This is a genomic window from Vannielia litorea (assembly GCF_018424695.1).
GTDB lineage: Bacteria > Pseudomonadota > Alphaproteobacteria > Rhodobacterales > Rhodobacteraceae > Vannielia > Vannielia litorea_A.
Genome location: NZ_QTNQ01000038.1, coordinates 13,460 through 37,511, shown reverse-complemented (window position 1 = coordinate 37,511; position 24,052 = coordinate 13,460). Strand labels below are relative to the sequence as shown.

The 24,052-nt window shown below is 62.5% G+C and carries 26 protein-coding genes and 1 tRNA gene; 10 read left to right on the top strand and 17 right to left on the bottom strand.

What is annotated here, in order from left to right:
- Nucleotides 1-76: 76 nt before the first annotated feature.
- Complete coding sequence (locus tag DYI42_RS13790; protein ID WP_213546571.1) at nucleotides 77-1,891, top strand: M3 family oligoendopeptidase; 1,815 nt, start codon at nucleotides 77-79, stop codon at nucleotides 1,889-1,891.
- Nucleotides 1,891-2,307: a VOC family protein gene (locus tag DYI42_RS13785; RefSeq protein WP_213546570.1), complete on the top strand. Its 417-nt coding sequence runs from the start codon at nucleotides 1,891-1,893 to the stop codon at nucleotides 2,305-2,307. Before DYI42_RS13790 ends, DYI42_RS13785 begins: the two co-directional genes overlap by 1 nt.
- Before the next feature lie 55 nt (nucleotides 2,308-2,362).
- On the opposite strand, the gene DYI42_RS13780 is transcribed toward DYI42_RS13785, so the two are convergent.
- The 7 genes from DYI42_RS13780 to rpoH all read right to left on the bottom strand — a co-directional run bounded on the left by DYI42_RS13780 (nucleotide 2,363) and on the right by rpoH (nucleotide 7,325).
- Nucleotides 2,363-2,893: a hypothetical protein gene (locus tag DYI42_RS13780; RefSeq protein WP_213546569.1), complete on the bottom strand. Its 531-nt coding sequence runs from the start codon at nucleotides 2,891-2,893 to the stop codon at nucleotides 2,363-2,365.
- Between the two features lie 76 nt (nucleotides 2,894-2,969).
- Nucleotides 2,970-3,275 (bottom strand): DUF4389 domain-containing protein, encoded by a 306-nt coding sequence (locus tag DYI42_RS13775; RefSeq protein WP_213546568.1) that lies wholly within the window; start codon nucleotides 3,273-3,275, stop codon nucleotides 2,970-2,972.
- Nucleotides 3,275-4,252: a Gfo/Idh/MocA family protein gene (locus tag DYI42_RS13770; protein ID WP_213546567.1), complete on the bottom strand. Its 978-nt coding sequence runs from the start codon at nucleotides 4,250-4,252 to the stop codon at nucleotides 3,275-3,277. Before DYI42_RS13770 ends, DYI42_RS13775 begins: the two co-directional genes overlap by 1 nt.
- Nucleotides 4,253-4,313: 61 nt before the next feature.
- The gene (locus DYI42_RS13765) at nucleotides 4,314-4,931 is read right to left on the bottom strand and encodes a class I SAM-dependent methyltransferase (protein WP_213546566.1); all 618 of its coding nucleotides are present in this window, start codon (nucleotides 4,929-4,931) and stop codon (nucleotides 4,314-4,316) included.
- Nucleotides 4,921-5,685, bottom strand: coding sequence for a CDP-diacylglycerol--serine O-phosphatidyltransferase (gene pssA / locus DYI42_RS13760; RefSeq protein ID WP_213546565.1), 765 nt, complete (start codon nucleotides 5,683-5,685; stop codon nucleotides 4,921-4,923). The genes DYI42_RS13765 and pssA overlap by 11 nt, the downstream gene beginning before the upstream one ends.
- Before the next feature lie 4 nt (nucleotides 5,686-5,689).
- Nucleotides 5,690-6,349 carry a phosphatidylserine decarboxylase gene (locus tag DYI42_RS13755; protein ID WP_244867918.1) on the bottom strand — a complete coding sequence of 220 codons (660 nt, stop codon included), beginning with the start codon at nucleotides 6,347-6,349 and terminating at the stop codon, nucleotides 5,690-5,692.
- Between the two features lie 79 nt (nucleotides 6,350-6,428).
- Nucleotides 6,429-7,325, bottom strand: coding sequence for an RNA polymerase sigma factor RpoH (gene rpoH / locus DYI42_RS13750; RefSeq protein ID WP_213546563.1), 897 nt, complete (start codon nucleotides 7,323-7,325; stop codon nucleotides 6,429-6,431).
- A gap of 287 nt (nucleotides 7,326-7,612) precedes the next feature.
- Between rpoH and DYI42_RS13745 the strand changes: the two genes are divergently transcribed.
- Nucleotides 7,613-8,269, top strand: coding sequence for a DUF4386 domain-containing protein (locus tag DYI42_RS13745; protein ID WP_213546562.1), 657 nt, complete (start codon nucleotides 7,613-7,615; stop codon nucleotides 8,267-8,269).
- 2 nt (nucleotides 8,270-8,271) lie between these two features.
- On the opposite strand, the gene DYI42_RS13740 is transcribed toward DYI42_RS13745, so the two are convergent.
- Nucleotides 8,272-9,297 (bottom strand): RluA family pseudouridine synthase, encoded by a 1,026-nt coding sequence (locus tag DYI42_RS13740; protein WP_213546561.1) that lies wholly within the window; start codon nucleotides 9,295-9,297, stop codon nucleotides 8,272-8,274.
- On the opposite strand from DYI42_RS13740, the gene DYI42_RS13735 reads away from it, so the two are divergent.
- Nucleotides 9,296-9,592 (top strand): DUF6476 family protein, encoded by a 297-nt coding sequence (locus DYI42_RS13735; protein ID WP_213546560.1) that lies wholly within the window; start codon nucleotides 9,296-9,298, stop codon nucleotides 9,590-9,592. The two genes, DYI42_RS13740 and DYI42_RS13735, sit on opposite strands and share 2 nt — an antisense overlap.
- Before the next feature lie 13 nt (nucleotides 9,593-9,605).
- Here the strand turns inward: DYI42_RS13735 and DYI42_RS13730 are convergent, their stop codons facing one another.
- Both DYI42_RS13730 and DYI42_RS13725 read right to left on the bottom strand, forming a co-directional pair.
- Nucleotides 9,606-9,905 carry an SH3 domain-containing protein gene (locus tag DYI42_RS13730; RefSeq protein WP_213546559.1) on the bottom strand — a complete coding sequence of 100 codons (300 nt, stop codon included), beginning with the start codon at nucleotides 9,903-9,905 and terminating at the stop codon, nucleotides 9,606-9,608.
- A 421-nt stretch (nucleotides 9,906-10,326) separates the two neighbouring features.
- Nucleotides 10,327-10,587 (bottom strand): helix-turn-helix domain-containing protein, encoded by a 261-nt coding sequence (locus tag DYI42_RS13725; protein WP_213546558.1) that lies wholly within the window; start codon nucleotides 10,585-10,587, stop codon nucleotides 10,327-10,329.
- A gap of 115 nt (nucleotides 10,588-10,702) precedes the next feature.
- On the opposite strand from DYI42_RS13725, the gene DYI42_RS13720 reads away from it, so the two are divergent.
- The gene (locus DYI42_RS13720; protein ID WP_213546557.1) at nucleotides 10,703-11,368 is read left to right on the top strand and encodes a helix-turn-helix domain-containing protein; all 666 of its coding nucleotides are present in this window, start codon (nucleotides 10,703-10,705) and stop codon (nucleotides 11,366-11,368) included.
- Nucleotides 11,369-11,370: 2 nt separating this feature from the next.
- On the opposite strand, the gene DYI42_RS13715 is transcribed toward DYI42_RS13720, so the two are convergent.
- Nucleotides 11,371-15,801 (bottom strand): type ISP restriction/modification enzyme, encoded by a 4,431-nt coding sequence (locus DYI42_RS13715; RefSeq protein WP_213546556.1) that lies wholly within the window; start codon nucleotides 15,799-15,801, stop codon nucleotides 11,371-11,373.
- A gap of 167 nt (nucleotides 15,802-15,968) precedes the next feature.
- Between DYI42_RS13715 and DYI42_RS13710 the strand changes: the two genes are divergently transcribed.
- Nucleotides 15,969-16,043 (top strand) — tRNA-His (locus tag DYI42_RS13710).
- 613 nt (nucleotides 16,044-16,656) lie between these two features.
- Here the strand turns inward: DYI42_RS13710 and DYI42_RS13705 are convergent.
- Nucleotides 16,657-17,556, bottom strand: coding sequence for a bifunctional helix-turn-helix transcriptional regulator/GNAT family N-acetyltransferase (locus tag DYI42_RS13705; protein ID WP_213546555.1), 900 nt, complete (start codon nucleotides 17,554-17,556; stop codon nucleotides 16,657-16,659).
- A 114-nt stretch (nucleotides 17,557-17,670) separates the two neighbouring features.
- On the opposite strand from DYI42_RS13705, the gene DYI42_RS13700 reads away from it, so the two are divergent.
- Nucleotides 17,671-17,880 (top strand): DUF6324 family protein, encoded by a 210-nt coding sequence (locus tag DYI42_RS13700; RefSeq protein ID WP_213546554.1) that lies wholly within the window; start codon nucleotides 17,671-17,673, stop codon nucleotides 17,878-17,880.
- Here DYI42_RS13700 and DYI42_RS13695 read toward each other — a convergent pair.
- The gene (locus DYI42_RS13695) at nucleotides 17,877-18,341 is read right to left on the bottom strand and encodes an MmcB family DNA repair protein (protein WP_213546553.1); all 465 of its coding nucleotides are present in this window, start codon (nucleotides 18,339-18,341) and stop codon (nucleotides 17,877-17,879) included. The genes DYI42_RS13700 and DYI42_RS13695 overlap by 4 nt on opposite strands.
- Before the next feature lie 203 nt (nucleotides 18,342-18,544).
- Here DYI42_RS13695 and DYI42_RS13690 point away from each other — a divergent pair, with 203 nt between their 5' ends.
- From DYI42_RS13690 to DYI42_RS13680, 3 genes are all read left to right on the top strand, one after another.
- A complete protein-coding gene (locus tag DYI42_RS13690; protein ID WP_213546552.1) occupies nucleotides 18,545-18,955 on the top strand; it encodes a hypothetical protein in 411 nt (136 codons plus the stop codon).
- Nucleotides 18,956-19,283: 328 nt separating this feature from the next.
- Nucleotides 19,284-20,624, top strand: coding sequence for a hypothetical protein (locus tag DYI42_RS13685; protein ID WP_213546551.1), 1,341 nt, complete (start codon nucleotides 19,284-19,286; stop codon nucleotides 20,622-20,624).
- Between the two features lie 11 nt (nucleotides 20,625-20,635).
- On the top strand, nucleotides 20,636-21,388 hold the full coding sequence (locus tag DYI42_RS13680; protein WP_213546550.1) for a hypothetical protein: 753 nt from the start codon (nucleotides 20,636-20,638) through the stop codon (nucleotides 21,386-21,388).
- A gap of 3 nt (nucleotides 21,389-21,391) precedes the next feature.
- Here DYI42_RS13680 and DYI42_RS13675 read toward each other — a convergent pair whose 3' ends face one another.
- From DYI42_RS13675 to ribB, 4 genes are all read right to left on the bottom strand, one after another.
- Nucleotides 21,392-21,733, bottom strand: a complete 342-nt coding sequence (locus tag DYI42_RS13675; RefSeq protein ID WP_213546549.1) for a hypothetical protein — start codon at nucleotides 21,731-21,733, stop codon at nucleotides 21,392-21,394.
- Between the two features lie 104 nt (nucleotides 21,734-21,837).
- On the bottom strand, nucleotides 21,838-22,296 hold the full coding sequence (gene nusB, locus DYI42_RS13670; protein WP_213546548.1) for a transcription antitermination factor NusB: 459 nt from the start codon (nucleotides 22,294-22,296) through the stop codon (nucleotides 21,838-21,840).
- The gene (locus DYI42_RS13665) at nucleotides 22,293-22,850 is read right to left on the bottom strand and encodes a 6,7-dimethyl-8-ribityllumazine synthase (RefSeq protein WP_213546547.1); all 558 of its coding nucleotides are present in this window, start codon (nucleotides 22,848-22,850) and stop codon (nucleotides 22,293-22,295) included. The genes nusB and DYI42_RS13665 overlap by 4 nt, the downstream gene beginning before the upstream one ends.
- The gene (gene ribB / locus DYI42_RS13660; protein ID WP_213546546.1) at nucleotides 22,850-23,959 is read right to left on the bottom strand and encodes a 3,4-dihydroxy-2-butanone-4-phosphate synthase; all 1,110 of its coding nucleotides are present in this window, start codon (nucleotides 23,957-23,959) and stop codon (nucleotides 22,850-22,852) included. The genes DYI42_RS13665 and ribB overlap by 1 nt, the downstream gene beginning before the upstream one ends.
- Between the last annotated feature and the right edge of the window lie 93 nt (nucleotides 23,960-24,052).

Below are 24,052 nucleotides of genomic sequence, written 5' to 3'. Positions count from 1 at the left end.
GGTTGAAGCCCCCGCCCCTTCCTGCCTATCTGCCTTCTGACGCACAGAACCAGACAGACACAGCAGGAGCAGCCAGATGAAAACCCCCGTCTTCGACGCCGCCGCCCCCTCCGGCGGCAAGAACCTCGGCGACCTCCCCGAATGGGATCTCTCCGATCTCTACACCGCCGAAGACGCCCCCGAGCTGAAGCGCGATCTCGACTGGCTGGCGCAGGAATGCCCCGCCTTCGCCGCCGACTACGAAGGCAAGCTGCACACCCTGAGCCCCGAGCAGATGCTCGACGTGGTCAACCGCTACGAGGCGATCGACCGCATCGCCGGGCGCATCATGTCTTTCGCGGGACTGCGCTACTACCAGCTCACCGTCGATCCGGACCGCGCCCAGTTCATGGGCAACATGCAGCAGCAGATTACCGACATCATGTCGTCTCTCGTGTTCTTCTCGCTGGAGCTGAACCGCGTAGAGGATGCCACCTATGAGGCCTGGTTCACCGGCAGCGAAGAGCTGGCCCGCTACAAGCCCGTGTTCGACCGGATGCGTGCCCTCAAGCCCTACCAGCTCTCCGACGAGCTGGAAAAATTCCTTCACGATCAAAGCACTGTCGGCGCCGCAGCATGGAACCGCCTGTTCGATGAAACCGTCGCCGGGCTGGAATTCAACGTGAACGGCGAAACCCTGGGCATGGAGGGCGTCGCCAACCTGCTCTCCGAGCAGAACCGTGACATCCGCGAAGCGGCGGCCCGCGAGATCGCCTCCGTCCTCACCGACAACCTCAGCATCTTCTCCCGCGTCCACAACACGCTGGCAAAAGAGAAGGCCATCGAGGACAAGTGGCGCAAGATGCCCACGCCGCAAACCGGCCGCCACCTCGCCAACCACGTCGAGCCCGAAGTGGTGGAGGCCCTGCGCAACGCCGTCGTCGCCGCCTACCCCCGCCTGTCGCACCGCTACTACGAGCTGAAGCGCGGCTGGCTGGGCCTCGACAAGATGCAGGTCTGGGACCGCAACGCGCCCCTGCCGATGGAAAGCGAAAAGACCGTCGGATGGGAAGAGGCCAAGAGCACGGTGCTCGACGCCTACGCAGGCTTCGACCCGGAGATGGCCAAGCTGGCAGAACCCTTCTTCGAGAAAGGCTGGATCGACGCCGAGGTGAAGCCCGGCAAGGCCCCCGGCGCATTCGCCCATCCCACCGTCACCGACGTGCACCCCTACGTGATGCTGAACTACCTCGGCAAACCGCGCGACGTGATGACACTCGCCCACGAACTCGGCCACGGCGTCCACCAAGTTCTGGCCGCCGAACAGGGCGAGCTGCTCTCCTCCACCCCGCTGACCCTCGCGGAAACCGCTTCGGTCTTCGGTGAAATGCTCACCTTCCGCAAACTCCTCGCCGCCGCCAAGGACGACGCCGAGCGCAAGGTGCTACTCGCCGGCAAGGTGGAAGACATGATCAACACGGTCGTCCGCCAGATCGCGTTCTACGACTTCGAGTGCAAGCTCCACGCTGCGCGCGCCGAGGGCGAGCTGACCCCCGACCAGATCAACGAGATCTGGATGTCGGTGCAGGGTGAGTCGCTCGGGCCTGCCTTCGAGTTCATGGAAGGATATGAGACCTTCTGGGCCTACATCCCCCACTTCGTCCACTCGCCCTTCTACGTCTATGCCTATGCCTTCGGAGACGGGCTGGTGAACGCGCTCTACGCCGCCTACGAGGAAGGCGACGCCGACTTCCAGGCCAAGTATTTCGACATGCTGAAGGCAGGCGGTTCCAAGCACCACAAGGAGCTACTCGCCCCCTTCGGCCTCGACGCCTCCGACCCGGCCTTCTGGGACAAGGGCCTCTCGATGATCGAAGGCTTCATCGACGAGCTGGAGGCGATGGAGGAGTGATGCCCTACCGCCTTGGCCGCCTCATCGACCATATCGGCTTCCGGGTGAGCGACTATCCCGCCGCCCGGGCCATCTGGCTGGCGCTCTTCGAGGCGCTGGGGTTGAGCGATGAGGTGGGCGAAGGCGAGCACGGGCTTGATCTGGACGAACTTTATATCGGCCCGGCGCGTCCGGACGGGCCGGTTACCCGAAACATCCACATATGCCTACAGGCACCCGACCGCGCCACCGTCACTCGCGCGCACGCCGCAGCCCTCTCCGCGGGAGCCACGGACAACGGCGCTCCGGGCCTGCGCGACTACCACGAGGGTTACTTCGCCGCGTTTCTTCTCGATCCGGACGGCAACAATATCGAGATCAAGTGCGATGAGCGCACCATCGGCCGCACGGCGGGCTACATCGAAATCACGCCGTGACCTGCGGGACGGCGGGCGGGGCGATGCGCCTCAGCGCGAACGCCGCCCGGCGGCCCTACTCTACCACGATCTCCGTCTCAATCAGCCCGGTCACCGGGCGGCAGTTGCCGGTATCGGTGGCCGAAGAGATGATCGGACGAAAGCACAGCTCCGCCTCGAATGTCGCCACCAGCCGCCCGTAGCTGCCGTAGACATCCAACTCCACGATATCGACCCGCGCAGGGTTGGCCGCGCCCCGGCTGGTCCAGAACGGGCCGGCCATCCCCTCGGGCATGTGCATCACATCCACGGACAGGGGCAAAGCGCCGGGTGCATAGGCGCCAAGGTAGCGCACCTCGAGGCTCAGCACATCGCGGGTGGAAAACGCGGGCTCCGGGTGGCCATGAACGCTCAACTCCGTCAACCTCGTGCCGCGCCGCAGGCTCGCACTCGCCGTCGCGTCGCCTCCCTGCGACATGGTCACAGTGTGCCAGTTGCGGCGCTCTCCCTCTAGGTAGGCATCTATCCGTCCCAGCGCCTCCGCATTGGCTGCGGCGGGCAGGGCTGCAAGGGCGGCGGCAAGGAGGGCGCGTGATCTTGGCGACATATGTGTCCCGGTGGCTGGCCCCCGCATGGTGCACCCCGCCAGCGCGCCGGTCAAATGCGACAAGGGTCGAAGACGGTCAGTCCAGCTCGGTCCAGGGCCAGGGCTTCACCTCGCTGGCGGCCACAAGGTAACGCGCGGCCTTGGCCAGCCAGATGCCGAGGCTCTCGCCGAAGTCCGCCAGCCGCGGGTTGGGCTCGCCCTTGTTGATAAGCAGCACCACGAATTGCACCAGCGTCGCCACGCTCAGCACCGTCATCGCCACCTGGATCATCAGCCCGATAAGGATCATGTGCAGCAGCCGCATCAGCAGCCCGTCCTTGGCCGCCTCCTCCTGCGGCCCATGCATCCGACCCTCGAAACGCTCGTCATCGCCGGGCCGCATCACCCGCGCCCGCCCTTGGCATAAACGGCATCGATTAGCGCCTGGGTGCCTTTGGCATTCTCCAGCGTCCACGGGTAGGCCGCCCCCTCGCGCACCGTCTTTCCGAAGTTCTCCACCTGAAGCACGTATTGGTTGATCCCCGGAAACCGCTCGATCCGGCGGCCCATGTCCGGCTGGTGCAGCTCCACCTCGGCCTGGTCGAAGACATTGGCGTTGAACGGGGCAGTCAGGCGGATCACGCCTTCGGTGCCATGAAAGCTCATGTGCTGCCAGGGATGCATCCGCATGGAGTTGACCCAATGCGCGGTACAACTCGGAAAGCGCGCCGCGACCCGCGCCACCACATCCACCCCGGCCTCGAAGGTGAGGTCCGCATGGGTGATCTCGTCGGGCTCCTCGCCCAGCATCCAGCGGGTCGAGCCGTAGGTATAAACCCCGATGTCCGGAATGCCCCCGCCCCCCTTGGACGCATCGTTGCGGATGTTGCCCATGTCGGGGTTGTAGTAGGTAAAGACGCCGTCCACATGCACCAGATCGCCAATGGCGCCATCCCGCAGCATCTGCCGGGCACGCTGCCATTGCGGGTGGTGCACGATCATGTAGGCCTCGGCACAATGCAGCCCGGTTTCGTCACGTTTCGCGATCAGCGCGTCGATCTCCCCCGCCTCCATCGCGATGGGCTTCTCGGTCAGCACATGCTTGCCCGCCTCCATCGCCTTCAGCGTCCACTCGACGTGGAGGTGGTTGGGCAGCGGAATGTAAACAGCGTCGATGCCCGGGTCGGCCAGCAGGGCGTCGTAGCTGTCATGCACCTTGAGCGTGGGGCAGAATGCCTGAAACGGCGCGGCCTTCTCGGCACTTGAGGTGGCCAGCGCCACGAGTTGCGCGCCCTCGGCGGCGTGGATCGCCCGGCCCATATGCTCGAGCGCGAAATTGGCCGCGCCGAGGATACCCCAGCGAAGTGGTTCGGTTGTCATGGCAACTCTCCCGGTGTCCCTGTTAGCGCCAACGCTAACGGCCCTCCGGGGGACCCGCAAGCTAGCCCTGCTTTTCCAGCACCAGCCATGTCATGATCCGCATTGGCGGCAGGCTGTCGCGCTCCACTTCCTTGAGGTCCGGCGCGCCCATCACGCGCGACATCGGAAAATCGGAGTGCCAACCGATCAGCCCCTCCAGCGGGGCAATCGCCTTCTCGACAAAGCCGAGCACGCCCTTGTCGGCGGCGAAGTGGTTCACGATCAGCACCCGCCCGCCGGGCCGCAGCACGCGGGCAATCTCGCGCATCACCCGCTCGGGCTCGGGAACGACCGAAAGCACATGCATCGCGCTGACATAGTCGAAGCTGTCGTCAGGGAAATCCAGCTCTCGGGCATCCATCTGCCGCAACGCCTCGACCCGGCTCAAGCCCTCCTCCTCTACACGCTTCTCTGCCTTCGCAAGCATCTCCGGCGAAAAGTCGATGCCCGTCACCCGCACGCCGGGGCCGTAGAGCGGCAGCGCCAGCCCGGTGCCCACGCCCACCTCCAGCACATCACCACCACGTTCCGTCACGTAGCTGGTGGCCCGCTTCCGGCCCGCGTTGGTGACGGCCCCGAAGGTGCTGTCGTAGACCGGCGCCCAGCGTTTGTAGGAGTTGGAAACGGATTCAATCTTCATCGGAAATGTCCTCTTTAGCGAAGCGGCGGGCACTCCATGCGATCAAAACGATATAGCCCATCTGTGCCAGCGACATGACAACCCAGGGCCAGGTCGAGGCGACGGCGGCAAAGGCCACCAGCCCCACGATAAGAAAGCGGGCGCTCTCCCGCGGGATGCGGACCGACTTGAGCGACGGCGTGGGCAGGCGCGAAATCATAAGCAGCCCGACGATCACCAGCCAGATCGCCACCGCGCCGGCTGGCACCGTCAGGCTCGCAAAGTTTTGCGCCAGGGCGAAGGGCGCAACCGCCAGCAAGGCGCCGCCTGGCGCAGGCACGCCGGTGAAGGTGCCGGGCTTTGGCCGGTCTTCCCGTGCCTCCTCGCGGGCGGTCACGTTGAAGCGCGCCAGCCGCAAAACCGCGCAGACGGCGTAGATCAGCACGGCGATCCAGCTCAGGCGCGAGGTGTCATCGAGGCTCCAAAGATAAAGGAGGAAGCCGGGGACCACGCCGAAATTCACGAAGTCTGCGAGACTGTCGAGTTCGGCACCGATCTTGGATTCCGACTTCAGAAGCCGGGCGAGCGGGCCGTCGAGCCCGTCGAGCAGCGCGGCCAGCAGGATCATCAGCACCGCCGCTTCGAAGCGATCATGCAGCGCAAGGCGCAGGCCGGTGAGGCCCGCGCAAATGGCACCGATCGTCACGATATTGGGCAGCAGGTGCAAAAGCAGCAGCCGACTTGTTCGACGACGAATGCGGGGCGCGCGTGGCATCCGGTCAGTCGGCCCTTGCCGGGCGCGGGCTGGCCTTGCCGGTCTGGGCGAGGACCGTTTCGCCCGCGATCATCGTCTGTCCTACGGCCACCAGCGGGGCGGCCCCATCGGGCAGATAGGTATCGAGCCGCGAACCGAAGCGGATCAGCCCGAAACGCTCGCCGCGCTTCAGCACCGTGCCCTCCTCGGTCAGCGGCACAATGCGGCGTGCCACGAGACCTGCGATCTGGGTCACCACAAGTTCGTGGCCGTCATCCATCTCGATCAGCAGCGAGTTGCGCTCGTTGTCCTCGCTGGCTTTGTCGAGCTCGGCCGAGAGGAACTTGCCGGGCTTGTAGGCCATCTTGGCCACCCGCCCGGGCACCGGCGCGCGGTTGATGTGGCAGTTGAAGACCGACATGAACACGCTTACCCGCAAACGCTTTTCCTCGCCGAGCCCCAACTCGGGCGGCGGCGCGGCCATTTCGATCAGGCTGACGATTCCGTCGGCCGGGCTCACGATCAGCCCCTCGCCTTCCGGCACGTGGCGCACCGGGTCGCGGAAGAAGTAGTAGCACCAGATGGTGAGCACGAGGCCGATCAGGCCCAGCGGCGTCCATATGAAGAAGAGCAGCAGCGTCAGCACCGCGAAGACGCCGACAAAGCGCCAGCCCTCACGGTGCATGGGCTTGATGAACGTTTCGTGCAGTTTCACGCGTTTCCCCCTCGGCTGCCCAAGGGTCTATCTGCCCGCTGGCCGGGGTTCAAGCGCGGGTCAGCAGGCCCCGCTCCTTGGCAAGCTCCTGCATCCGTTTCTGTAACTTCTCGAAGGCCCGCACCTCGATCTGGCGAATGCGCTCGCGGCTTACGTCATACTGGCCGGATAGCTCCTCCAGCGTGACTGGCTGGTCGTGCAACCGGCGCTGAATCAGGATGTCCTTTTCGCGGTCATTCAGTACATCCATCGCCTCGACCATCAACTCGCGGCGCACCTCCATCTCGTTCTCTTCGGCATAGCTCTTGGCCTGGTCGGCAGTCTCGTCTTCCAGCCAATCCTGCCATTGCGCGGAGCCGTCGTCATCGGAGCCGATGGTGGCGTTTAGGCTCGCATCCCCGCCCGAGAGACGGCGGTTCATCGAAATGACCTCCTCCTCGCTCACATTCAGTTGCGTGGCGATCTTCTCCACGTTCTCGGGGCGCAGGTCGCCCTCCTCCAGCGCGCCGATCTTGTTCTTGGCTTTGCGAAGGTTGAAGAAAAGTTTCTTCTGGGCGCTCGTGGTTCCGAGTTTCACAAGCGACCATGACCTAAGAATGTATTCCTGGATCGAAGCCCGGATCCACCACATTGCATAGGTGGCGAGACGGAAGCCTTTTTCGGGATCAAAGCGCTTGACCGCCTGCATCAGGCCTACGTTCGCTTCCGAGATCACCTCGGCCTGGGGCAAGCCATAGCCACGATAGCCCATGGCGATTTTTGCGGCGAGGCGCAGGTGGGAGGTAACAAGCTTGTGGGCGGCGGAGCTGTCTTCATCCTCCACCCAGCGCTTGGCCAGCATGTACTCTTCCTCCGGCTCCAGCATCGGAAAGGTCCGGATTTCCTGAAGGTAGCGGTTGAGCCCCTGCTCGGGAGAGGGGGCCGGAAGCTTGGTATAGTTGCTCATGCGCGTCCCTTGTTGCGTGTCTTTTCAACGTGTTGCCGGGGCGTGACGCCCGGAGGTCGAAGCTCATATAAGCACTGAACTGATCGGTTCAAGTCTTAACGATGCCCTAAGGTCACGCCCATCCTAGACCCGCAAAACGTGAAGAGAAGGTAAATCCGTCGCCCGGTCCGGAGATGACAGCCCTTTTCATGCGTTATTGCATGCATGGTGAACATAAAGGAGGAATTCGCGGCTATCCCCGCATGGGTTATCTGCGTTCAACGCAACTTCTGCCCGCGAGGTTCCCCATGACGCAGCGCATCCAACGCACCGCCGGCGCCCTCTATCTCGGCGTGATCGCCCTTGGCCTCTCTGCCGAACTCGCTATCCGCATGCCCCTGATAACCTGGGATGACCCCGCCGCGACATGGGAGGCGATCGCTGCCAACACCACGCTCTTTCGCATGAGCCTTCTCGCCGACAGCGCGATGATCCTGCTCGACATCGGCCTCGCGGTGCTGTTCTTCACCCTGCTGCGCCGGGTCCAACCCGAACTGGCGCTCACCGCCATGGCCCTGCGCCTGATGCAGGCCGCCGTGATCGGCGGCAGCCTTCTTGCAACCGTTGCTGCCCTCACGCTGGTGACCGGCGAGCTCAAACAGCCCGAAGCCCTGATGGTCATGCTGCAAACCCATTCCATCGGCTACGACGTTGGGCTGATCTTCTTCGGCGCCAACACCCTGATCACCGCCTGGCTTCTCGCGCGCTCCGGCCTCGTGCCACGTTGGCTTCCGCCACTGCTGGTACTGGCTGGCCTGGTGTATCTCGCAGGGTCGCTGACCCGGCTGGCGGCGCCTTCGCTGAACGCGCTCATGCAACCGGCATATGGCGTAACGATCCTGGCCGAACTCTCCCTCGCGCTGATGCTATCGCTGCGGCCGAGACCTATGAACCTGCCAGGCTGAACTCAATCGCCCCCACGGAGCGCCGCGAGAAGGGTGCTCATATCTTCGGGCATGGGGGCGTCGAAATCCATCTCGGTGCCCTCAACCGGGTGGGCAAAGCCGAGCGAGGCCGCGTGCAGGGCCTGCCGCGAGAAGCTCCGCGCTGCCTCGACTCCCGCCGCCCCGACCGTTCGCTCCGACAGTTTTCGCCGCCCGCCATAGACCGGATCGCCAATCAGCCCGTGCCCGATGTGAGACATATGCGCCCGGATCTGGTGGGTGCGCCCGGTCTCCAACCGGCACTGGACCAGCGCGGCAACATCCTGCAGCCGCTCGAGCACCTGCACCCGCGTCACCGCATGCCGCCCGCCGGTGAAGCACACCGCCTGCCGCTGGCGGTCGGTCTTGTGGCGGGCGAGCTGGGTGGTGATGCGCAGCGTGCCATCGGGCTCGAAATGGGTGCCCTTGATCCCGCGCAGGCGCGGTTCGGAGCCATCCGGAGTGCCGTAGCAGATCGCCATGTAGTGCCGCCGCGCGGTGTGGGCCTCGAACTGTTCGGCAAGGCCGTGGTGTGCCGCGTCCGACTTCGCAACCACCAGCAAACCACTGGTATCCTTGTCGATCCGGTGCACGATGCCAGGGCGCTTCTCTCCGCCCACGCCCGAGAGTTCACCGCCGAAATGATGCAAGAGCGCGTTCACCAAGGTGCCGCGCGGGCTTCCGGGTGCCGGGTGCACCACCATGCCCGCAGGCTTGTTGACCACCACCAGGTGTTCATCCTCATAGGCAATATCGAGCGGAATCGCCTCAGCCACCATTTCCACCTCGGTGGCCTCGGGCACAGCAATCGTCACCGCGTCCCCCTCGGCCACCTTGGCCTTCACATCGCTCACGACGGCACCGTTCACCCGCACTGCGCCCTCCGCGACCAGCCGCACCAGACGGGACCGGCTCAGGCTGGCCTCTGCTGGCACATCGCGCGAAAGCGCCTTATCAAGACGCGGCGGCGGCGTGGGGCCGATGCTGAATGTCACGAGAGAGGCGGCCATGGCGGCTCCGGATGAAAACGAACTGCCGGTAGACCTGAAGTGGCTCAAACGGCTGGTGACGGGGCTGACGCTCACGATGATCGCAGGGATCGCCGTGATCGCGGCCCTGCTTATCATCCGCCTCTCCGGCCCGCAAAGCCCTGCGCTGCCAGAAAGCATCAGCCTGCCCGAAGGCACGCGCGCCATGGCCTTCACGGCCACGGCGGAGTGGTATGCGGTGGTGACCGACGACGACCGTATCCTGATCTACCGCCAAGACGGCAGCCTGCGACAGGAAATCACCCTGGAGCCGTGAGTCGCGCGGCCCGTCAAACCCTTTGCAGGTAGGTCTGGGAGACATAGCCCGCCATCCCCGGCGTGCCGTCGAGCGCCACTTCGCACCAGCGCGTGCCGCCGATGCGCGAGCAGTCCTTCACCCGCACGACCGTGCCGTTCGGCAGCCCCGCCTGAATGGTATAGCCCGTTCCCGGCCCCGCACGCAGCTTGAGCATGTCACCCTCCTCCACGCCTGTCACCTCGTAGCGCACGCCGCCAAGCGCCGCCGGGCCCGCCGTGTCGCAGGCCGCAAGCCCGCAAACGACCAGCGCGCACGCAATTATCCTGTGCATCTTTCTGCTCCTGTTTCTGCCTCGCAGGCAGCATAAATCGACCGGCAGGAAAGGGCCAGTTGCCCGGCGGCATGGCGCGAACACAGGCCTCGCAGAAGCTGCTGCACCGCCTTGGTGTTGCACTGTCTTGGAGAGTGGTACCACCTCCCCGGCTCGAACGGGGGACCTCCTGATCCACAATCAAAGAGAAAAAGAAAATTATGTATTAAATACATACACTTATGCGAGATCGTTGTCCCCATCGCATAATTTTTCTTTGATCACGATTTCTCACACCATGTGAGCGTAACTATCTGTTTATGCAACGAATTATCACAATCGAACATCCGAGCGGTTTCCTCGCGAACGAACAGTACAACCAAATGCCACAGGGGTCGGAAATCCAATTTTTATGATTATAATTCAGCATGTTACTCTGAACCTAGCGTTCAGAAGTTTGACCTGCCGCCTTCCTAACGAGCTCGCTCAGCGCATTGAGGTCTAGGTCAAGAATTTTGGCCAGTAAGAGTAGCTCCACGGCAGCCACTCGGCGCGTCCCGGTTTCAGCCTTGCCCACGAAGCTCTGAGCCATGCCAAGGTGCTCTGCCAACTCCCTTTGCGACAGACCCTGTCGAAGCCGAGCGGCTTGAAGCTCACCTGCAAGGGCAGCGGCTCCCCGATCAATGTCCCAAGTGTCAGCCATCGGAATGCAACCGCAGCCTGTTGACATTTAATACCCGATTGGTATTAAGCCAAGCTATCCCTAGAGCGGCGGACGCTGCTCCAGAGAAGCACGAGTTCAACCAAGCGAGACAAGCATGTCTGAAAAAGCATCGACGATAGGGGCGCGGATCAAGCTGCGGCGGAAACATGTTGGCTTGACCCAAGCAGAGCTTGCCCAGCGGGCGGAGGTCACACGCGCTGCGCTTGGCCAGTGGGAGATCGGAAAAACACGACCCTCCATCGAAAAGATTCCGACCCTCGCCAAAGTTCTGTCGGTCGATTGCATGTGGCTTACCTTCGGAGAGCCAGCGGAACGGCGAGCGGCAAGGCTCATCAAGAAAGGAAAGGACTTGCCGTGCCTTCCTGTCCACTTCTTGCAGTGGAAGTCTCCGCTCAAGCCGCCTACCAGAGGGCGAGAGTGGAGGCTTTCCAGAGACTTTTTCCGAGATGGCACGCACTCCGAAGATCATGGACTCTGCGAAGTTCTGAATAGCTCGGCACCCGATCCTCTCCAAGCGCGGGATGTGGTGCTGATTGATAGGGGTGACGTTAACCCCATCCAAGCTGGCATCTTCGTTTTCTGGAACGGCAACGACGCACTCTGTGCGCATGTCCAAGTGCTGGGAACGCCAGACAGCCTGAGACACTTGTTCAAGTTTAATAACGGCGTGAGATTTGATTGCGCACCCAACGACACGCCTATCCTCGGTCGGGTGATTGCTATCATGCACCGCAACGTCGAGCGCAGGTCGCTGAACTAGGTTCACTCCGGCAACTCCATCTTCGGCAGCCCGCGCACGATCTTCATCGTCTCCAAGCTCACGGTGATCACCCGCTGGAATAGCTCCAGCGGGTAGGCCGGGTTGTTCATGGTCTCGTTGGCGTAGTCGTTGGCGTCGTTGACGATGCCGCTTGCCTTGTCGGTCTTCACGACCTGCCGCTCCATCACCCACTCCAGCGCGGGCTTGCCGTTGACCACGTAGTCGTAGGCCTCCAGCGGGATGTCAGTCATGGTGATGTTGGAGTTGTAGATGACCGTGGTCTTGTCCTTGTCGCGGGCCTTGCCGCCGAACTTCATCTTGGTGACGCGGTAGAAGGCCTCGGGGTCGCCCACGTTCCACAGCGCGGGGGTGCCCTGCTTGTAGGTGACGGGGTATGGCTCCACCGTCTCGTAGTTTACGTGCAGGTCGCCGAGGCGCCGTCCGGCATCGGAGAAGGCGCGGAAGTCGGCGTAGGCTTTCACTGCCGGGATGCGGGGCAGTTCCTTGGTCAGGTTGTCGGCGTAGAGGTCGCGGTAGTCGGGCGAATGCAGCAGGCCGTAGACGTAGTAGAAGATGTCCTCCTTGCTGATCGCCTCGCCCGGGTAGGCCGCCTGGAAATACGCCAGCCCGGCATCGGTGATCGCGTCCCGACGATGAAGGCCAGAGGAATGGCCTTCGAAGAGGCCATCGGGTTCCTCGCTCTGCTCTTCGTAGAAGTAGAGAGGGAAGCAGTATCCTTTTTCGAAGGCATCCCTACACGGCATCTCTGACATCATCTGGCAGCTAAACCCGCCCTTCGTGCCCGGTCCGGTCACAATAATCGTCAAGTTTTCTACGCTAGGCGGAAAAATTTCACCCAGTCGATACTTTGACCAAATGAAGTTGTCATCCGAGTAGAGCCACATCCGCTGAAAAGGTCGATAAGTGGAACAACGGATGGCCTCATCTCTAAAACATTTATTCCTACCGCGGGCGACCGACTTGATTAGATCCTCGGACCACTTAATAAGCTTATGGTCCGTCGATATAAATCCGCCCACCAGCCTTTCGCGCTCGACCTGAGGCAATGCGCCATAACTCTCTTTGAAATTATCTACCTCTGAGTTGAAGAAGTTCACCATCGAATGCATGTTCTTCCCCAGATACTCCTTTGAAAAATTATAGGACCAAGCATCGCGCCTTGTCTCGAGTCCAGAAGAGTACGCCGAGAAAAGCGTTACGTCAGAACGCTTTTTTGACCCCAATGACAGGAACTTATCGAAGTCGTCGCTGCGTTGATTGATCCAATCTGCCTTATTGTTGGGCTGAATCGGTGTCCAGCTCTCAGCCCGACTTATTCCCTCAATGGACTGAAAGTCGCGAACGATAGCCAGCTTCTTCTGTCTATCGAGGTAATCGCCGATGTCATGGAGCTTGATCTTACATGGGTCGCTTTGCTTGGAGTCCTTAACCAAAACAGAAATCGCAATTGGCGCGCGACTTCCTGACCCAAAAATTTTCCCCCCTTCTTTGCGCGACAACTCACCGGAAGTTCTTTGATCGCCGCGAAGGTGGAAAATATGAATAGAGGAGAACTCCTCTGATAGGCACCTTCGCAACCCGTCCATGGCTTTGCCATCAATCCAACCAGCGCTGGTAACAAAGGCAACGATACCGTCGTTCGAAATTCGATCACTTGCCCAGCGAAGCGCACGAATATAGCTGTCGTAGAGACTACGCGCGTGATCGCCGTCAGACCGCGCCACATATGTGGTCCGAATTTTCTCGTCGAGAGCCGCATATTCGATATTCGCGGCGTTGTCGTTCGCATTGCCTTGCCCAACCGAGTACGGCGGGTTGCCCACGATCACCCGGATATCCAGCTCCTTTTGCCGCGTCCGGCGTTCGGAGTTGTCGGGCATGTAGAGCGCCAGTTCGTCCTCGCCCTCATACATCTGGAAGGTGTCGGTTAGGCATATCCCCTCGAAGGGCACATATTCTTCACCCTGCACCTCGCCTTGGTAGACCGCCTCAATGTTGATCGCGGCGATGTAATAGGCCAGCAGGACGATCTCGTTGGCGTGGATCTCGTGGCGATACTTGTGCTCCAGCTCCTCCGGCGCGATCAGGCCGGATTGCAGCAGCCGGGTGATGAAAGTGCCCGTGCCGGTGAAAGGGTCCATGATGTGGACGCCGCGCGAGCCGAGGGTCTGGCCGAAGTGCCCCTGCAACATCTCGTTGACCGAGTGCAGGATGAAATCGACGATCTCGACCGGCGTGTAAACGATGCCCAGCTTTTCGGTCGTGCGCGGGAAGGCGTTTCGGAAAAACTTGTCGTAGAGCTCGACGATAAGGCGCTGCTTGGCTTGGGGATCGGTAATCCCGTGAGCGCGGTTGCGGACGCTGTCGTAGAATTTGGTGAGGTCTTTCGACTCCTTGTCGATCCGGTTCTCGTCCAGCACCTCCAGAACCTGCTGCATGGCGCAGGAGACCGGGTTTTCGTCGGTAAAGGCGTGACCTTCGAACAAGGCCTTGAAGACGGGCCGCGTGATGAGGTGCTGTGCCAGCATCTCGATGGCGTCCTGCTCGGTGATGCTGTCGTTCAGATCATCCTGCAACTCTGCGAGGAAATCGTTAAAGGCCTTGCGAGCCGGAGTGTCCGGCTCAGCCCGCCGCATGACGCGACCGACCGACTGCACCACGTCGATCAGCGACTTACGGGGGTGCAGGAACATGATGGCGTCGAGCGCCGGGACATCGACGCCCTCGGAAAGACATCGGGCGTTTGTCAGGATGCGGGCGGTCTTTCCCTCGGCCTCTGCCTTGAGCCAGTCGAGCAACTCATTACGGGACTTGGCGTTGAAGGTGCCGTCCACATGCTCGATTTCGACATGCAGGTTGTCGGTTGCGGGCGCTTCGTCTTCGATCAGGCTGTCGTCACCAGTATACTCGGCCACGACGCTGGAAAACTCGTCGCGGATCAGTTTGGACGCCGCGATGCTCTTGCAGAAGGCCAGTGCCCGACGCATCGGCCTCGGGTCAAATGCCAGGTCCTGTTTGAGGTCCTGCTTCGAGAGCGCCTTGTAGCAGCCGATGATCTTGGTTGCGTCGTCGAGATCGAGTTCAGAACTGGCATCGGCCAGCCGCCTCTGAACATTGGCGCTGACGAGACCCTCGTCCATAGCAAGAACGATGACTTTGTAGTCGGTCAGAAGCCCCTTCTGAACGGCCCAGCCAAAGCCCTTGTGGAGGAGCGTCTTGCCATAGAGTTCCTCGTCATCCATCGAGGCCAGCACCGCTGCCTCTTCATCGGCCCTTGCCCGGACGGCATCTCCGAAGATGCGAGGCGTCGCTGTCATGTAGAGACGCTTGCGGCCCCTGACATATTTGTCGTCGTGAATCCTGACGAAGTTGGAGTCCTCTTCTCCCGCCAACGTCGCACCAGTTGTGCGGTGCGCTTCGTCACAGATGATCAGGTCGAAGTCCGGCAGGCCTGCTTTCTGAGCATCATCGAGCACTTTGATGGACTGGTAGGTAGAGAAGAACACCGTCATACGGTCCGGTGAATCCGGCCCGGCCTTTTCAACTAAACGGTCTGGCTTCGTGGTTGCGGGAAACGCGAGATCATGGGCGTCGATCTCAGCGACATCGTCCGATCCAACTCGGCGTTTGCCGACCTGCACATCGGAACAGACCGCGAAGGACCGCAGCGGAGTATCCGTGTCGTTTGTCCACTCCCGGACAGTTTGCGACATCAGCGCCAATGACGGCACCATGAAGAGCACTCGCCCTCCCTTTCCGACGAGGTCTTCTGCGATCTTCAAAGCGGTGAATGTTTTGCCAGTGCCGCACGCCATGACCAGCTTACCACGGTCAGCTTCGGAGAGGCCGCTGCGCACCGCATCAAGCGCTTCGGTCTGGTGCTCTCGAAGACTCTTCTTCTCCGTGAGAACGGCCTCACCACGAAGGCCAAAGATCGTCCAGTCGATTGGGCTTTCGCGAAGATGCGTTAGTGACAGCCGCACAACCGGGATGGTTTGCCCGGTGATCATCTCCTCAGCGTTCACACCCCAAGGAACGGTCGTGGTGTCGATGACAACTCGCCGCTGGAAAGGCTCCTTGCCGGAAGCCGAGATGAAGCTGTCTATGTCTGCCTTTTGGATACGATGGTTCTCTTCGTAGAACTTGCACTGAATCGCGGCATACCCATCTTCGTTCCGCAGTTTCGCTACCAAGTCGATGCCTACGTCCTTGGCGTTCCAGCCATGCGCAGCGGCCCAGTCGGCCCAAGACGAAACTTCAGAATATTCCTCCGCTTGCACTGGGTCTGTGGTCAGAAAGGCCTTCGCGAGCCGCTCGAAATACGTTCCACTTTCGCGGTTCGTCTTCGACGCCGAACGGAATGAACCTAGAAGTTCCTCTAGCGACTGCGAGTTGCTGACAGCACCGTCCACCTAGGTCTCCCCCAAAAAAACAATTCTTCTCTTCAAGAAAATTACATGTCTCCGAGTGCTCTACAATGTCGGGAGATGCTTGGCTTCGCAACGTGCGATCGGAGTCACAACTTGAGCGCGGTTTTGAGTTGACGCCTACCTAGCACGGCGGTAAACGGCCACGGCGTGCCGAGGTAGCTCAGGGGTAGAGCACCTGATTGTGGATCAGGGGGCCGGCGGTTCGAAACCGCCCCTCGGTACCACCAAAATTGTGACTTGGAGCGAAGAGATTTCCTTCGTTTCTGTGCAAGCAACTAGCAACTTGGTTGTTGAGAAACCCCAGACTGACGCGCGCAGCTTGGTTCGACATTGTCGCTAGGGTTGTCGTGTTGCTTCGCTCTCGCACTCACAGAACGGAAGTCTGAGTTATAGTCGCGCCGAAAAGTGTTCGGTGTTGCGCTTACATTGCCCACGAAATACCCAATTCGAAGCAGGCCCAATATAGACGCTTGGCGCCTCCCTAACGATCTTACGTGCTACATATCCACCGCTCCAAGAGCGCTAGATACGATGTTGGCTTATGTACTCCTAAGCTCTCTCAACGCCACCAGAGATAGAAAAATGGGGACAGATAACCATCTGATTTTAAACCAAAATCATCGCATGGGGATTTATGGGGATTTATGGGGATAAGCTAAAAAAGGGCTACTCAAAAATATCGAGAGAAGCCACCTTGAAATTTCGTTATTTTTCAGTATGTTACATCGCCGCCAACAAGATCAGACCGCCTAACTCCACAATCAGGCGCTCTAACCAACTGAGCTAAGGCGGCACTCGGGGGTCGTTTAGCGCCAGCCCTTCGCGATTGCAAGAGCCTCAGAGGTCGATCCGGTAGTCGATTATCACTGTATCCTGCCCGAATTCCTGCGCAGCGCGGCGGCCAATGCGCTCGAAGCCGGCCTTGTCGTAGAGGCGGCAGGCCGCCGCGTGAGATTCGTGGGTCCAGAGCACGAGCTCGCGGTAGCCCTTGTCGCGGGCAAAGGTGAGGCAGGCGTCGAGCATCATGCGCCCAAGGCCAAGCCCGCGTGCCTCCGGCTCAAGGAAAAACAGCCTGAGCTGCGCCGTCTCCTCTCCGCGCGACACGCAGAAGACAGAGCCAAGCCGCCGCCCGCCGCCCCAGGCGATCCACCCGCTTTCGCGGGCAGGGTCGTGGCTGCGCAGGAAGTCCGCCATGATCTCGGCCACCAGCGCTTCGAAGGTCGCGTCATAGCCCTCGTCCCGTGCGTAGAGCAGGCCGTGGCGCTCCACGATCCAGCCCGCATCACCGGGTGCCAGATCCTTCAGCTCGCACGCCTCGGGCGGGTTGAAGGCCTGTTTGACGCGGGCCAATCCGTCGCCCAGCAGCGCGCGGGCATCGGGGCTCATCTGGCCGAGAAAGCCGCCCACCGCGGCACGCGAAGCCTTGTCATGGCTGGCAGCCAGCGCCTTGCCCTCCCCGGTCAAGCGCAGCAGACGGCGGCGGGCATCCTCGGGGTCGGGCGCGCGCACGATCCAGCCTTTTTTCTCGAACCCCGCAAGCAACCGCGACAGATACCCCTCGTCCAGCCCAAGCCGCTCTGCGATCTCGCGGGCCGAGCCCTGTGCGCCAAAGGCCAGCTCCCAGAGCACCCGAACCTCGGTGACCCCGAGGCCAGATCCAAGGTAACTCTGGCCCAGCAACCCGAGCCGCTGGGTGTAGAACCGGGAAAAATCGCGCAGCGCCTCGATGTCGTCCATGCCGCCTCCTGCGCCGATGGTCCGCCAGTCACTTGCCGCCGTCAACTATTATCCACCCTTGCCACCTCCATCCCCAGAGGCTAGCTCCCCTGCCAGCCAAGCCGGAGACAGACCATGGGCATCAACAGCGAAACGGAACTTGCCGCGAACCTCCAGATCGGCCCCACCGATCAGGGTATGGTGCGCATCTACATCCAGGGTGACGGGGTCGACCTGCCGATGGACTTCGAGCCCGAGGAAGCGCTCGAAATCGCCGAAGAGCTGAAGGGCGCGGCCCAGCGTGCCGCTGCGATGGTAGCCGGTAACGGCAAGAAGAAGCGCTAAAGCAGGCCCGAGGGCCGCGGATCCCTTAGCCCCTGAAGCCGCAACGCGGCGTGGCGTGCGAATTTCTGCACCAACACCTTCCGGCGCGCTGCGGGCAGCTTGTTTTCCGGCCCCATCCGCAGGATCTCCGCATCATAGGGGTCGGCAATAATCAGGCCGCTCTCCTCCGGCAGCAGCTCCGTCGGGAACTCCTGATCGACAGCCCAGAAAAAGCGATCACACCACGGGAGGTAGCCCTGCCACTTGTGGTCTGCCATGAAGTCGGCCCGGCTCGACTTGCACTCGATCACCCAGATCTCGCCCTTTGGCCCCAAGGCCATCACGTCCACCCGAAGGCCCGAGGTTGGCACCAGTTCCTCGACTGAGACGAATCCGTGGCTCAACATGTGCCTGCACACGCCACGGGCAAGAAGCTGGCCCGGCTGCAATCCGGGCGAGAGCGATTCTGGACTGAGGGTCATGGCCACAGCATGAACAAAACATAAACACGCTGCAAGCCACAGGTGCGGCGCCAAAATTTTGGCCATGCATTTGCCGTGTTTTTGCCGCAAATCCAACCGGCTTTGGCAACGATTTGCACCGCGCTCCGCCTTTGTCGCGCAGGTTACGACAATCCACAGATCATCTGCGTGACACCCCGGCGCCCCTGCCCTAGTTTTGCCACATGGGGCGCATTTCTTTCATCACACTCGCCATCGCACTCGCCGCAGCCATCGCCATTCCGGCGCGGGCGGCAGATGATGGCTTCAGCGACAAACTCTTCGGCTGGCTTTTCGGCTCGGAGACACCGACACAAGTGGAAGAGACATCGTCTGGCCGACCAAAGGTCTGGACGCTGCACCCCTCTGACCGATCCCGCCACCCGGAAGACCGGTTCCGCAGTTCAAACTGGAAGGGCCATCGGCTGTTTCCGTTCCAGAGAGACTACGTGGTCTATGGCGGCGGCCCCTCGCGCGGGCTCTCTATCGGCACGGTCACGCCCGATGGTGCCATCATCCGCCAGGGGCGCCCCTCGCTGTCGCGCGGCATCAGGCGCTCTTCGGTGAAAAGCAAGGTGCGCCGGGCTTTCCGTTGAGACGGCCCTGCCGCGCCATCCCTCCGATTTTCCGCACCCCCTTGTCACGCAGCGCTCACAGGCCTATCTGCGCTCTTGGCGGATCTGCTCTTCTCGTGTCGAGGCACAATTCCAGTGGCCTTAAGCAATTCCATGGGAGTTGGCTCTGTCCGGGCCCTGGTCCGGTTACCCGACGCCCACCTGTATATACAGGTCCCCGGGAATTCGAACGCCTTGCCGGTTGCTGTGGTCCCCGCCACCCACACCCTCGTAACGCCCAAGTGAAGCGCCCTGCGCTTCCTTGTGCGCGCGGCGTGCCTATACTCCCCGGGTCTAGGTGGAGGGCGCGATGAGCCGGAAGTTGAGCCAGAGCGAGGCGCGCGGCCTCGAACATGCCAAAGAGCTGGAAGGGCACCTGGGCGTGCTCGACACATTCACCCCCACGGCCCTGGGGGTGCTGGCAACGGCCTCGGGCATCTACACCTATCTCGGCGTCTCCTCCCTGCTCGACAACAATGGCGCGATGACCTTCTTCGCCGCCGTCGCCTATTCCATCGCCGTCTCGGTTGGCATCTTCGTTTTCTGGTCGTTCCTGATGCGGCTACTGCCCGCCGTCCGAACCGCCTCCGCGCGGATCGGGCTGCTGCTGTCGATGGGCCTCGGCTCGCTCGCCATCATCGCCATGTCGTCATGGCTCAATGCGGCGGCCCTCGCAGGCGCGGCGGCGGTGGAGCAGCATCTCGCCAAAACGGTGCAGGATTATCAGGGCGCGCTCGAGCGCAGCTACCAGATCGCCACCGCCGGACAAGGGCTTGAGCGTGATGTGGCCCGCGTGCGCCAGAGCTTCACCGACCTCTCCGAGCAGGAAGCCACTGGCAACCTCTCCGGCCTCGCCGGGCGTGGCGCAGTGTTTCGCGTGCTCAACCAGAAGGCCGATGAACTCGGCGGCCTGGAAGCCCAGATCGCCAGCCAGACCCCGCTGGTGGAAGAGCGCTTTGCGCAGGGCAACGTGATCCTCAGCCGGATGCGTGCGCTGACAGTCGAGACCGGGCCGGTCGAGGCCCGCTCTATCGAGTTCTCCGAAGAGGCGGTTCGGCTGGCCGGCATCATTACCGAGTTGCGCCAGCTTTCCGTCGCGCCGCTGGTGCAGCGCGCGGCCCAAGACCTGTCACAATCGGTCGTGCTGCCGCAACTCGACGGGCGCACCGAGGAAGACCGGCTCGGCCAGGCCTCCACGCTCGAATCCGTGCTCTCCGTGCTTGGGCAACGGGCAGAAACACTGCGCCTCGCCGCCGAGGGCGTCATGGCGATGACCCCACCTGCCGAGGTCGCCTATACGCCGATCTCCGCTGCCGATGCGGTGATCCTCTACGCCGAGAACTTCGTGCCGAGCTGGGCCGGGGCCATCGCGATTGACCTGCTGCCCGCGGTGCTCGTCCTGATCCTCATGGTGGTGCAAGCCGCCATTCGCGCAGGCCGTGAACCGGTCGACCTGGGCGACCGGCTCACCATGGCCGAGCTGCGCGCCGCGCTGGTAGCCGCGCGCGATGTCGAGAATGCGATGGATGAGCGCGACGAGGCGCCTGAGCCGAAGACCAGCCCCGAGCCAGCGCCAGAGCACGACCCGCGCCCGGAGAATGTCGAGCCGCTCGAAAAACCCGCCAAGGGCACCGGCCCCCGGTCGGTCTGAGGAGCGAGGCGATGGCATTTACGGCAAAGACCGGCCTCAAGGCGATCTTCGGGCTTCAGATGGGCATCGCCTCGGTGCTTCTGGCACAGGATTTTGCTGCCGTTGCGCCCGAGATCCGCTGGCCTACCTCGGCTCCTGCCGTCTCCGACCCGGTGGCGCCGGGTGACCAGACCCGCCGGTTCGACCCGGACGAGGTGCGCCGCCCGCCGATGCCGGGCATCCCGATGGAAGGCGCGGCGAACATGCCCAAACGCCTCTTCTTCGAGGACCGGCCCGAAGGCGGCACGCGTATCGTCGGCGCGATCAAGGAGGGCGATGGGGCACGCTTCGCCGAGTGGCTGGACCGGCAGGCCGAGGTGCCTGAAACGCTCTGGCTCCACTCCCCCGGCGGCTCGGTGGGCGATGCGCTGCAAATCGGACGGCTGATCCGCGAGAAGGGGATCACCACGGAAATGGACGAGGGCGCCTTTTGCCTTTCGGCCTGCCCCTACATGCTCATGGCTGGCACCGAGCGGCGGGTAAATGCGGGGGCAAAGGTGGGGGTGCACCAAAGCTACTATGGCCAGAGCACCGTTCTGCCGGCCTTCCTCGCGGTGGAAGACATCCAGCACAGCCAGGCAGAGGTCATCCGGTATCTCGGCGAGATGGGGATTGGGCTGGGGATCATGGAGCATGCGCTCTCGACCCCGCCGGATGAGATTTACATCCTGCTGCCCGAAGAGTTGACGGAATTTTCGGTGGCCACCGAGATCACCGGCGGCTGAGGATTAACTGAAGTCGTCAAACCCGCGCTGCCGCTGCGGCGCGTTGCGCTCGGACTTCACCGGCACGGCCACAGCCTGCGGCTGCACAGCCATGCGCCGGCCACCGCCCCTGCCCCGGTCTTCCGGCTCGGCCATACGCATGATTGCGATGCCGAACTGCACGCCCGAAAAGACGATGCCGTTGAACATGAACAGCAAGAACACTGCCAGCGGCCCGGCAGCAGTATGGGTCACGAGGTGCCAGAGGTTGCCCACGTTGAGCCACAGCAGCCCGGCCACGAAGAGGGCGGCAAGGATGTAGCCGATGATAACGTGGCGAATGTAGAGCGATACGAGCTTTGGCATGTGCAGGGCCTCCGGAACTGCGCGCGACATATTCAAGATACCGCAACCATGCTTAACGGCCAGTTAATTTCTCGCGATCCGCCGGATCTGCGGCAATCCGCCTCTCAAAAGGCCTCGGGTCGCGCTTCACGCGCCATGTGATCGAGCACCGCGTTGACGAACTTCGGCTCGCGTCCCTCGGGGAAGAAGGCCTTGGCAATATCCACAAATTCGACGATCACGACCTTCGGCGGCGTCTCGCTTTCCACCAGTTCGGCGCCAGCCGCCCGGAACAAGGCACGCAACGTCGGGTCGATCCGGTTGATCGGCCATTTGGCCACCAGCGCCCGGTCGGTCATCTGGTCGATCTTCGCCTGGTGGTTCACAGCGTCGCTGACCAACTTGCGGAACAGCGTCGGATCGCCCTCGGCCATTTCCTCGCCCTTGAAATACTCGGTGCCGAAGCGGTGATCCTCGAATTCGGTCTCGACGGCCTCCGCGGTCTGGCCGGAGGCTTCCATCTGAAACAGCGCCTGCACGGCATAGAGGCGTGCGGCGGATTTCTTCGTGCGTTTGTCGCTCATGCGGTCTTGGGCCCTTCGCCGCCGTCACCGGCCAGCAGAATTTCGTTTTCAAGCGGGCTGCGGAACCCCACGCCACGCTCGGGTTTGCCAAAGCGGCGGGTGAGCGCGATGAGGTGCAGCGCCGCAGCTGCCGCGCCGCCCCCCTTGTTCTGGCCCTCAACCTCGGCGCGTACCTCGGCCTGCTTCCGGTTTTCCACCGTCAAGATGCCATTGCCGATGCAGGCGCCCTCCAGCCCCAGAAGCGTGAGCGCGCGCGAGCTGTCGTTGCAGACAGTCTCGTAATGAGTTGTCTCGCCCCGGATCACGCAGCCAAGCGCAACGAAGCCGTCGAAATTGCTCTGCCGGTGCGCAATACGGATGGCCGTGGGCACCTCCAGCGCGCCGGGCACTTCGGCAATCTCGTGGAAAGCACCGCAGGCCTCCAGTTCGGCGACCGCCCCGGCCACCAGATCATCGGCGATGTCCTTGTAGTAAGGCGCCACCACGATCAGCACCTTGGGCGCCTGATCGAACTCGGGGCGCGGCAGGATGTAGTGGCTTTCGCTCCCGGCCATCAGCCCGCCTCCTCGATCCGGCGGGTGCCGGTGATTTCCAGCCCGTAGGCATCGAGACCCACGATCTTGGGCGTGGGCGAGTTGGTCAGCAGCTCAAGCTTGTGCAGCCCCAGCGACGAAAGGATCTGCGCGCCCAAACCGTATTGGCGCAGCGTCTGGGGCGAAGTCTCTTCGGCGGCGGCGATCTGCATGGTCAGGTCGCGCAGCAGCACCACCACGCCCCGGCCCTCGGCGGCCACGGCCTCCATCGCCGCGCCAAACTCATGCGCCCGGCCCGCGCCTGCGGTGCCGACCACATCGAGCATCGGGTCGAGCGCGTGCATCCGTGTCAGCACCGGCGCATCGCCAGAAATGTCGCCCTTCACCAACACGATATGCTCAGCGCCCTGCACCTGGTCGGTGTAGATCTTCATCTGCCATTCGCCCCCGAAGGCCGAAGTGATGGTTTCTTCCCTCTTCACGCTCACGAGATTGTCGTGGCGCCGGCGGTAGGCGATGAGGTCGGAGATGGTGCCGATCTTCAGCCCGTGCCGCTGGGCGAAGCTGACGAGGTCGGGCAGGCGCGACATGGTGCCATCCTCGTTCATGATCTCGCAGATCACGCCGGAGGGGTTGAGCCCGGCAAGGCGGCTCACGTCCACCGCCGCTTCGGTATGCCCGGCCCGCACCAGCACCCCGCCCTCGCGGGCGCGCAGCGGAAAGACGTGGCCCGGCGTGGCGATGTCCTGCGCGCCCTTGGCGCTGTCGATTGCAACGGCCACCGTGCGGGCGCGGTCGCCAGCGGAAATCCCGGTGGTCACACCTTCGCGCGCCTCGATGGAGACCGTAAACGCCGTCTCGTGGCGCGAGGAATTCTGCGTGGCCATCAGCGGCAGGCCCAGTGCATCGACCCGCTCGGTCGGCAGCGCGAGACAGATCAACCCGCGCCCGTGGGTCGCCATGAAGTTGATCGCATCGGGCGTTGCCATTTGCGCGGGGATCACCAGATCACCCTCGTTCTCCCGGTCCTCATGGTCCACGAGAATGAACATGCGCCCGTTGCGTGCATCCTCGATGATCTCGTCCACCGAGGAGATCGCGTCATGATAGCTTGTCGAAAGGTCGTTCATCGCGCCGCCCGCTCTGTTTCGCGGCTCCATCTAGCTTGGATGATCCCTGTTGGAAAGGGCGGAGGCGCCATGCGGGACGCGAAGTCGCGGGCC

Coding starts and splice junctions, on each gene's coding strand:
- DYI42_RS13790 (WP_213546571.1), top strand. CDS start 77: ATGAAAACCCCCGTCTTCGACGCCGCCGCCCCCTCCGGCGGCAAGAAC.
- DYI42_RS13785 (WP_213546570.1), top strand. CDS start 1,891: ATGCCCTACCGCCTTGGCCGCCTCATCGACCATATCGGCTTCCGGGTG.
- DYI42_RS13780 (WP_213546569.1), bottom strand. CDS start 2,893: ATGTCGCCAAGATCACGCGCCCTCCTTGCCGCCGCCCTTGCAGCCCTG.
- DYI42_RS13775 (WP_213546568.1), bottom strand. CDS start 3,275: ATGCGGCCCGGCGATGACGAGCGTTTCGAGGGTCGGATGCATGGGCCG.
- DYI42_RS13770 (WP_213546567.1), bottom strand. CDS start 4,252: ATGACAACCGAACCACTTCGCTGGGGTATCCTCGGCGCGGCCAATTTC.
- DYI42_RS13765 (WP_213546566.1), bottom strand. CDS start 4,931: ATGAAGATTGAATCCGTTTCCAACTCCTACAAACGCTGGGCGCCGGTC.
- pssA (WP_213546565.1), bottom strand. CDS start 5,685: ATGCCACGCGCGCCCCGCATTCGTCGTCGAACAAGTCGGCTGCTGCTT.
- DYI42_RS13755 (WP_244867918.1), bottom strand. CDS start 6,349: ATGCACCGTGAGGGCTGGCGCTTTGTCGGCGTCTTCGCGGTGCTGACG.
- rpoH (WP_213546563.1), bottom strand. CDS start 7,325: ATGAGCAACTATACCAAGCTTCCGGCCCCCTCTCCCGAGCAGGGGCTC.
- DYI42_RS13745 (WP_213546562.1), top strand. CDS start 7,613: ATGACGCAGCGCATCCAACGCACCGCCGGCGCCCTCTATCTCGGCGTG.
- DYI42_RS13735 (WP_213546560.1), top strand. CDS start 9,296: ATGGCGGCTCCGGATGAAAACGAACTGCCGGTAGACCTGAAGTGGCTC.
- DYI42_RS13740 (WP_213546561.1), bottom strand. CDS start 9,297: ATGGCCGCCTCTCTCGTGACATTCAGCATCGGCCCCACGCCGCCGCCG.
- DYI42_RS13730 (WP_213546559.1), bottom strand. CDS start 9,905: ATGCACAGGATAATTGCGTGCGCGCTGGTCGTTTGCGGGCTTGCGGCC.
- DYI42_RS13725 (WP_213546558.1), bottom strand. CDS start 10,587: ATGGCTGACACTTGGGACATTGATCGGGGAGCCGCTGCCCTTGCAGGT.
- DYI42_RS13720 (WP_213546557.1), top strand. CDS start 10,703: ATGTCTGAAAAAGCATCGACGATAGGGGCGCGGATCAAGCTGCGGCGG.
- DYI42_RS13705 (WP_213546555.1), bottom strand. CDS start 17,556: ATGGACGACATCGAGGCGCTGCGCGATTTTTCCCGGTTCTACACCCAG.
- DYI42_RS13700 (WP_213546554.1), top strand. CDS start 17,671: ATGGGCATCAACAGCGAAACGGAACTTGCCGCGAACCTCCAGATCGGC.
- DYI42_RS13695 (WP_213546553.1), bottom strand. CDS start 18,341: ATGACCCTCAGTCCAGAATCGCTCTCGCCCGGATTGCAGCCGGGCCAG.
- DYI42_RS13690 (WP_213546552.1), top strand. CDS start 18,545: ATGGGGCGCATTTCTTTCATCACACTCGCCATCGCACTCGCCGCAGCC.
- DYI42_RS13685 (WP_213546551.1), top strand. CDS start 19,284: ATGAGCCGGAAGTTGAGCCAGAGCGAGGCGCGCGGCCTCGAACATGCC.
- DYI42_RS13680 (WP_213546550.1), top strand. CDS start 20,636: ATGGCATTTACGGCAAAGACCGGCCTCAAGGCGATCTTCGGGCTTCAG.
- DYI42_RS13675 (WP_213546549.1), bottom strand. CDS start 21,733: ATGCCAAAGCTCGTATCGCTCTACATTCGCCACGTTATCATCGGCTAC.
- nusB (WP_213546548.1), bottom strand. CDS start 22,296: ATGAGCGACAAACGCACGAAGAAATCCGCCGCACGCCTCTATGCCGTG.
- DYI42_RS13665 (WP_213546547.1), bottom strand. CDS start 22,850: ATGGCCGGGAGCGAAAGCCACTACATCCTGCCGCGCCCCGAGTTCGAT.
- ribB (WP_213546546.1), bottom strand. CDS start 23,959: ATGAACGACCTTTCGACAAGCTATCATGACGCGATCTCCTCGGTGGAC.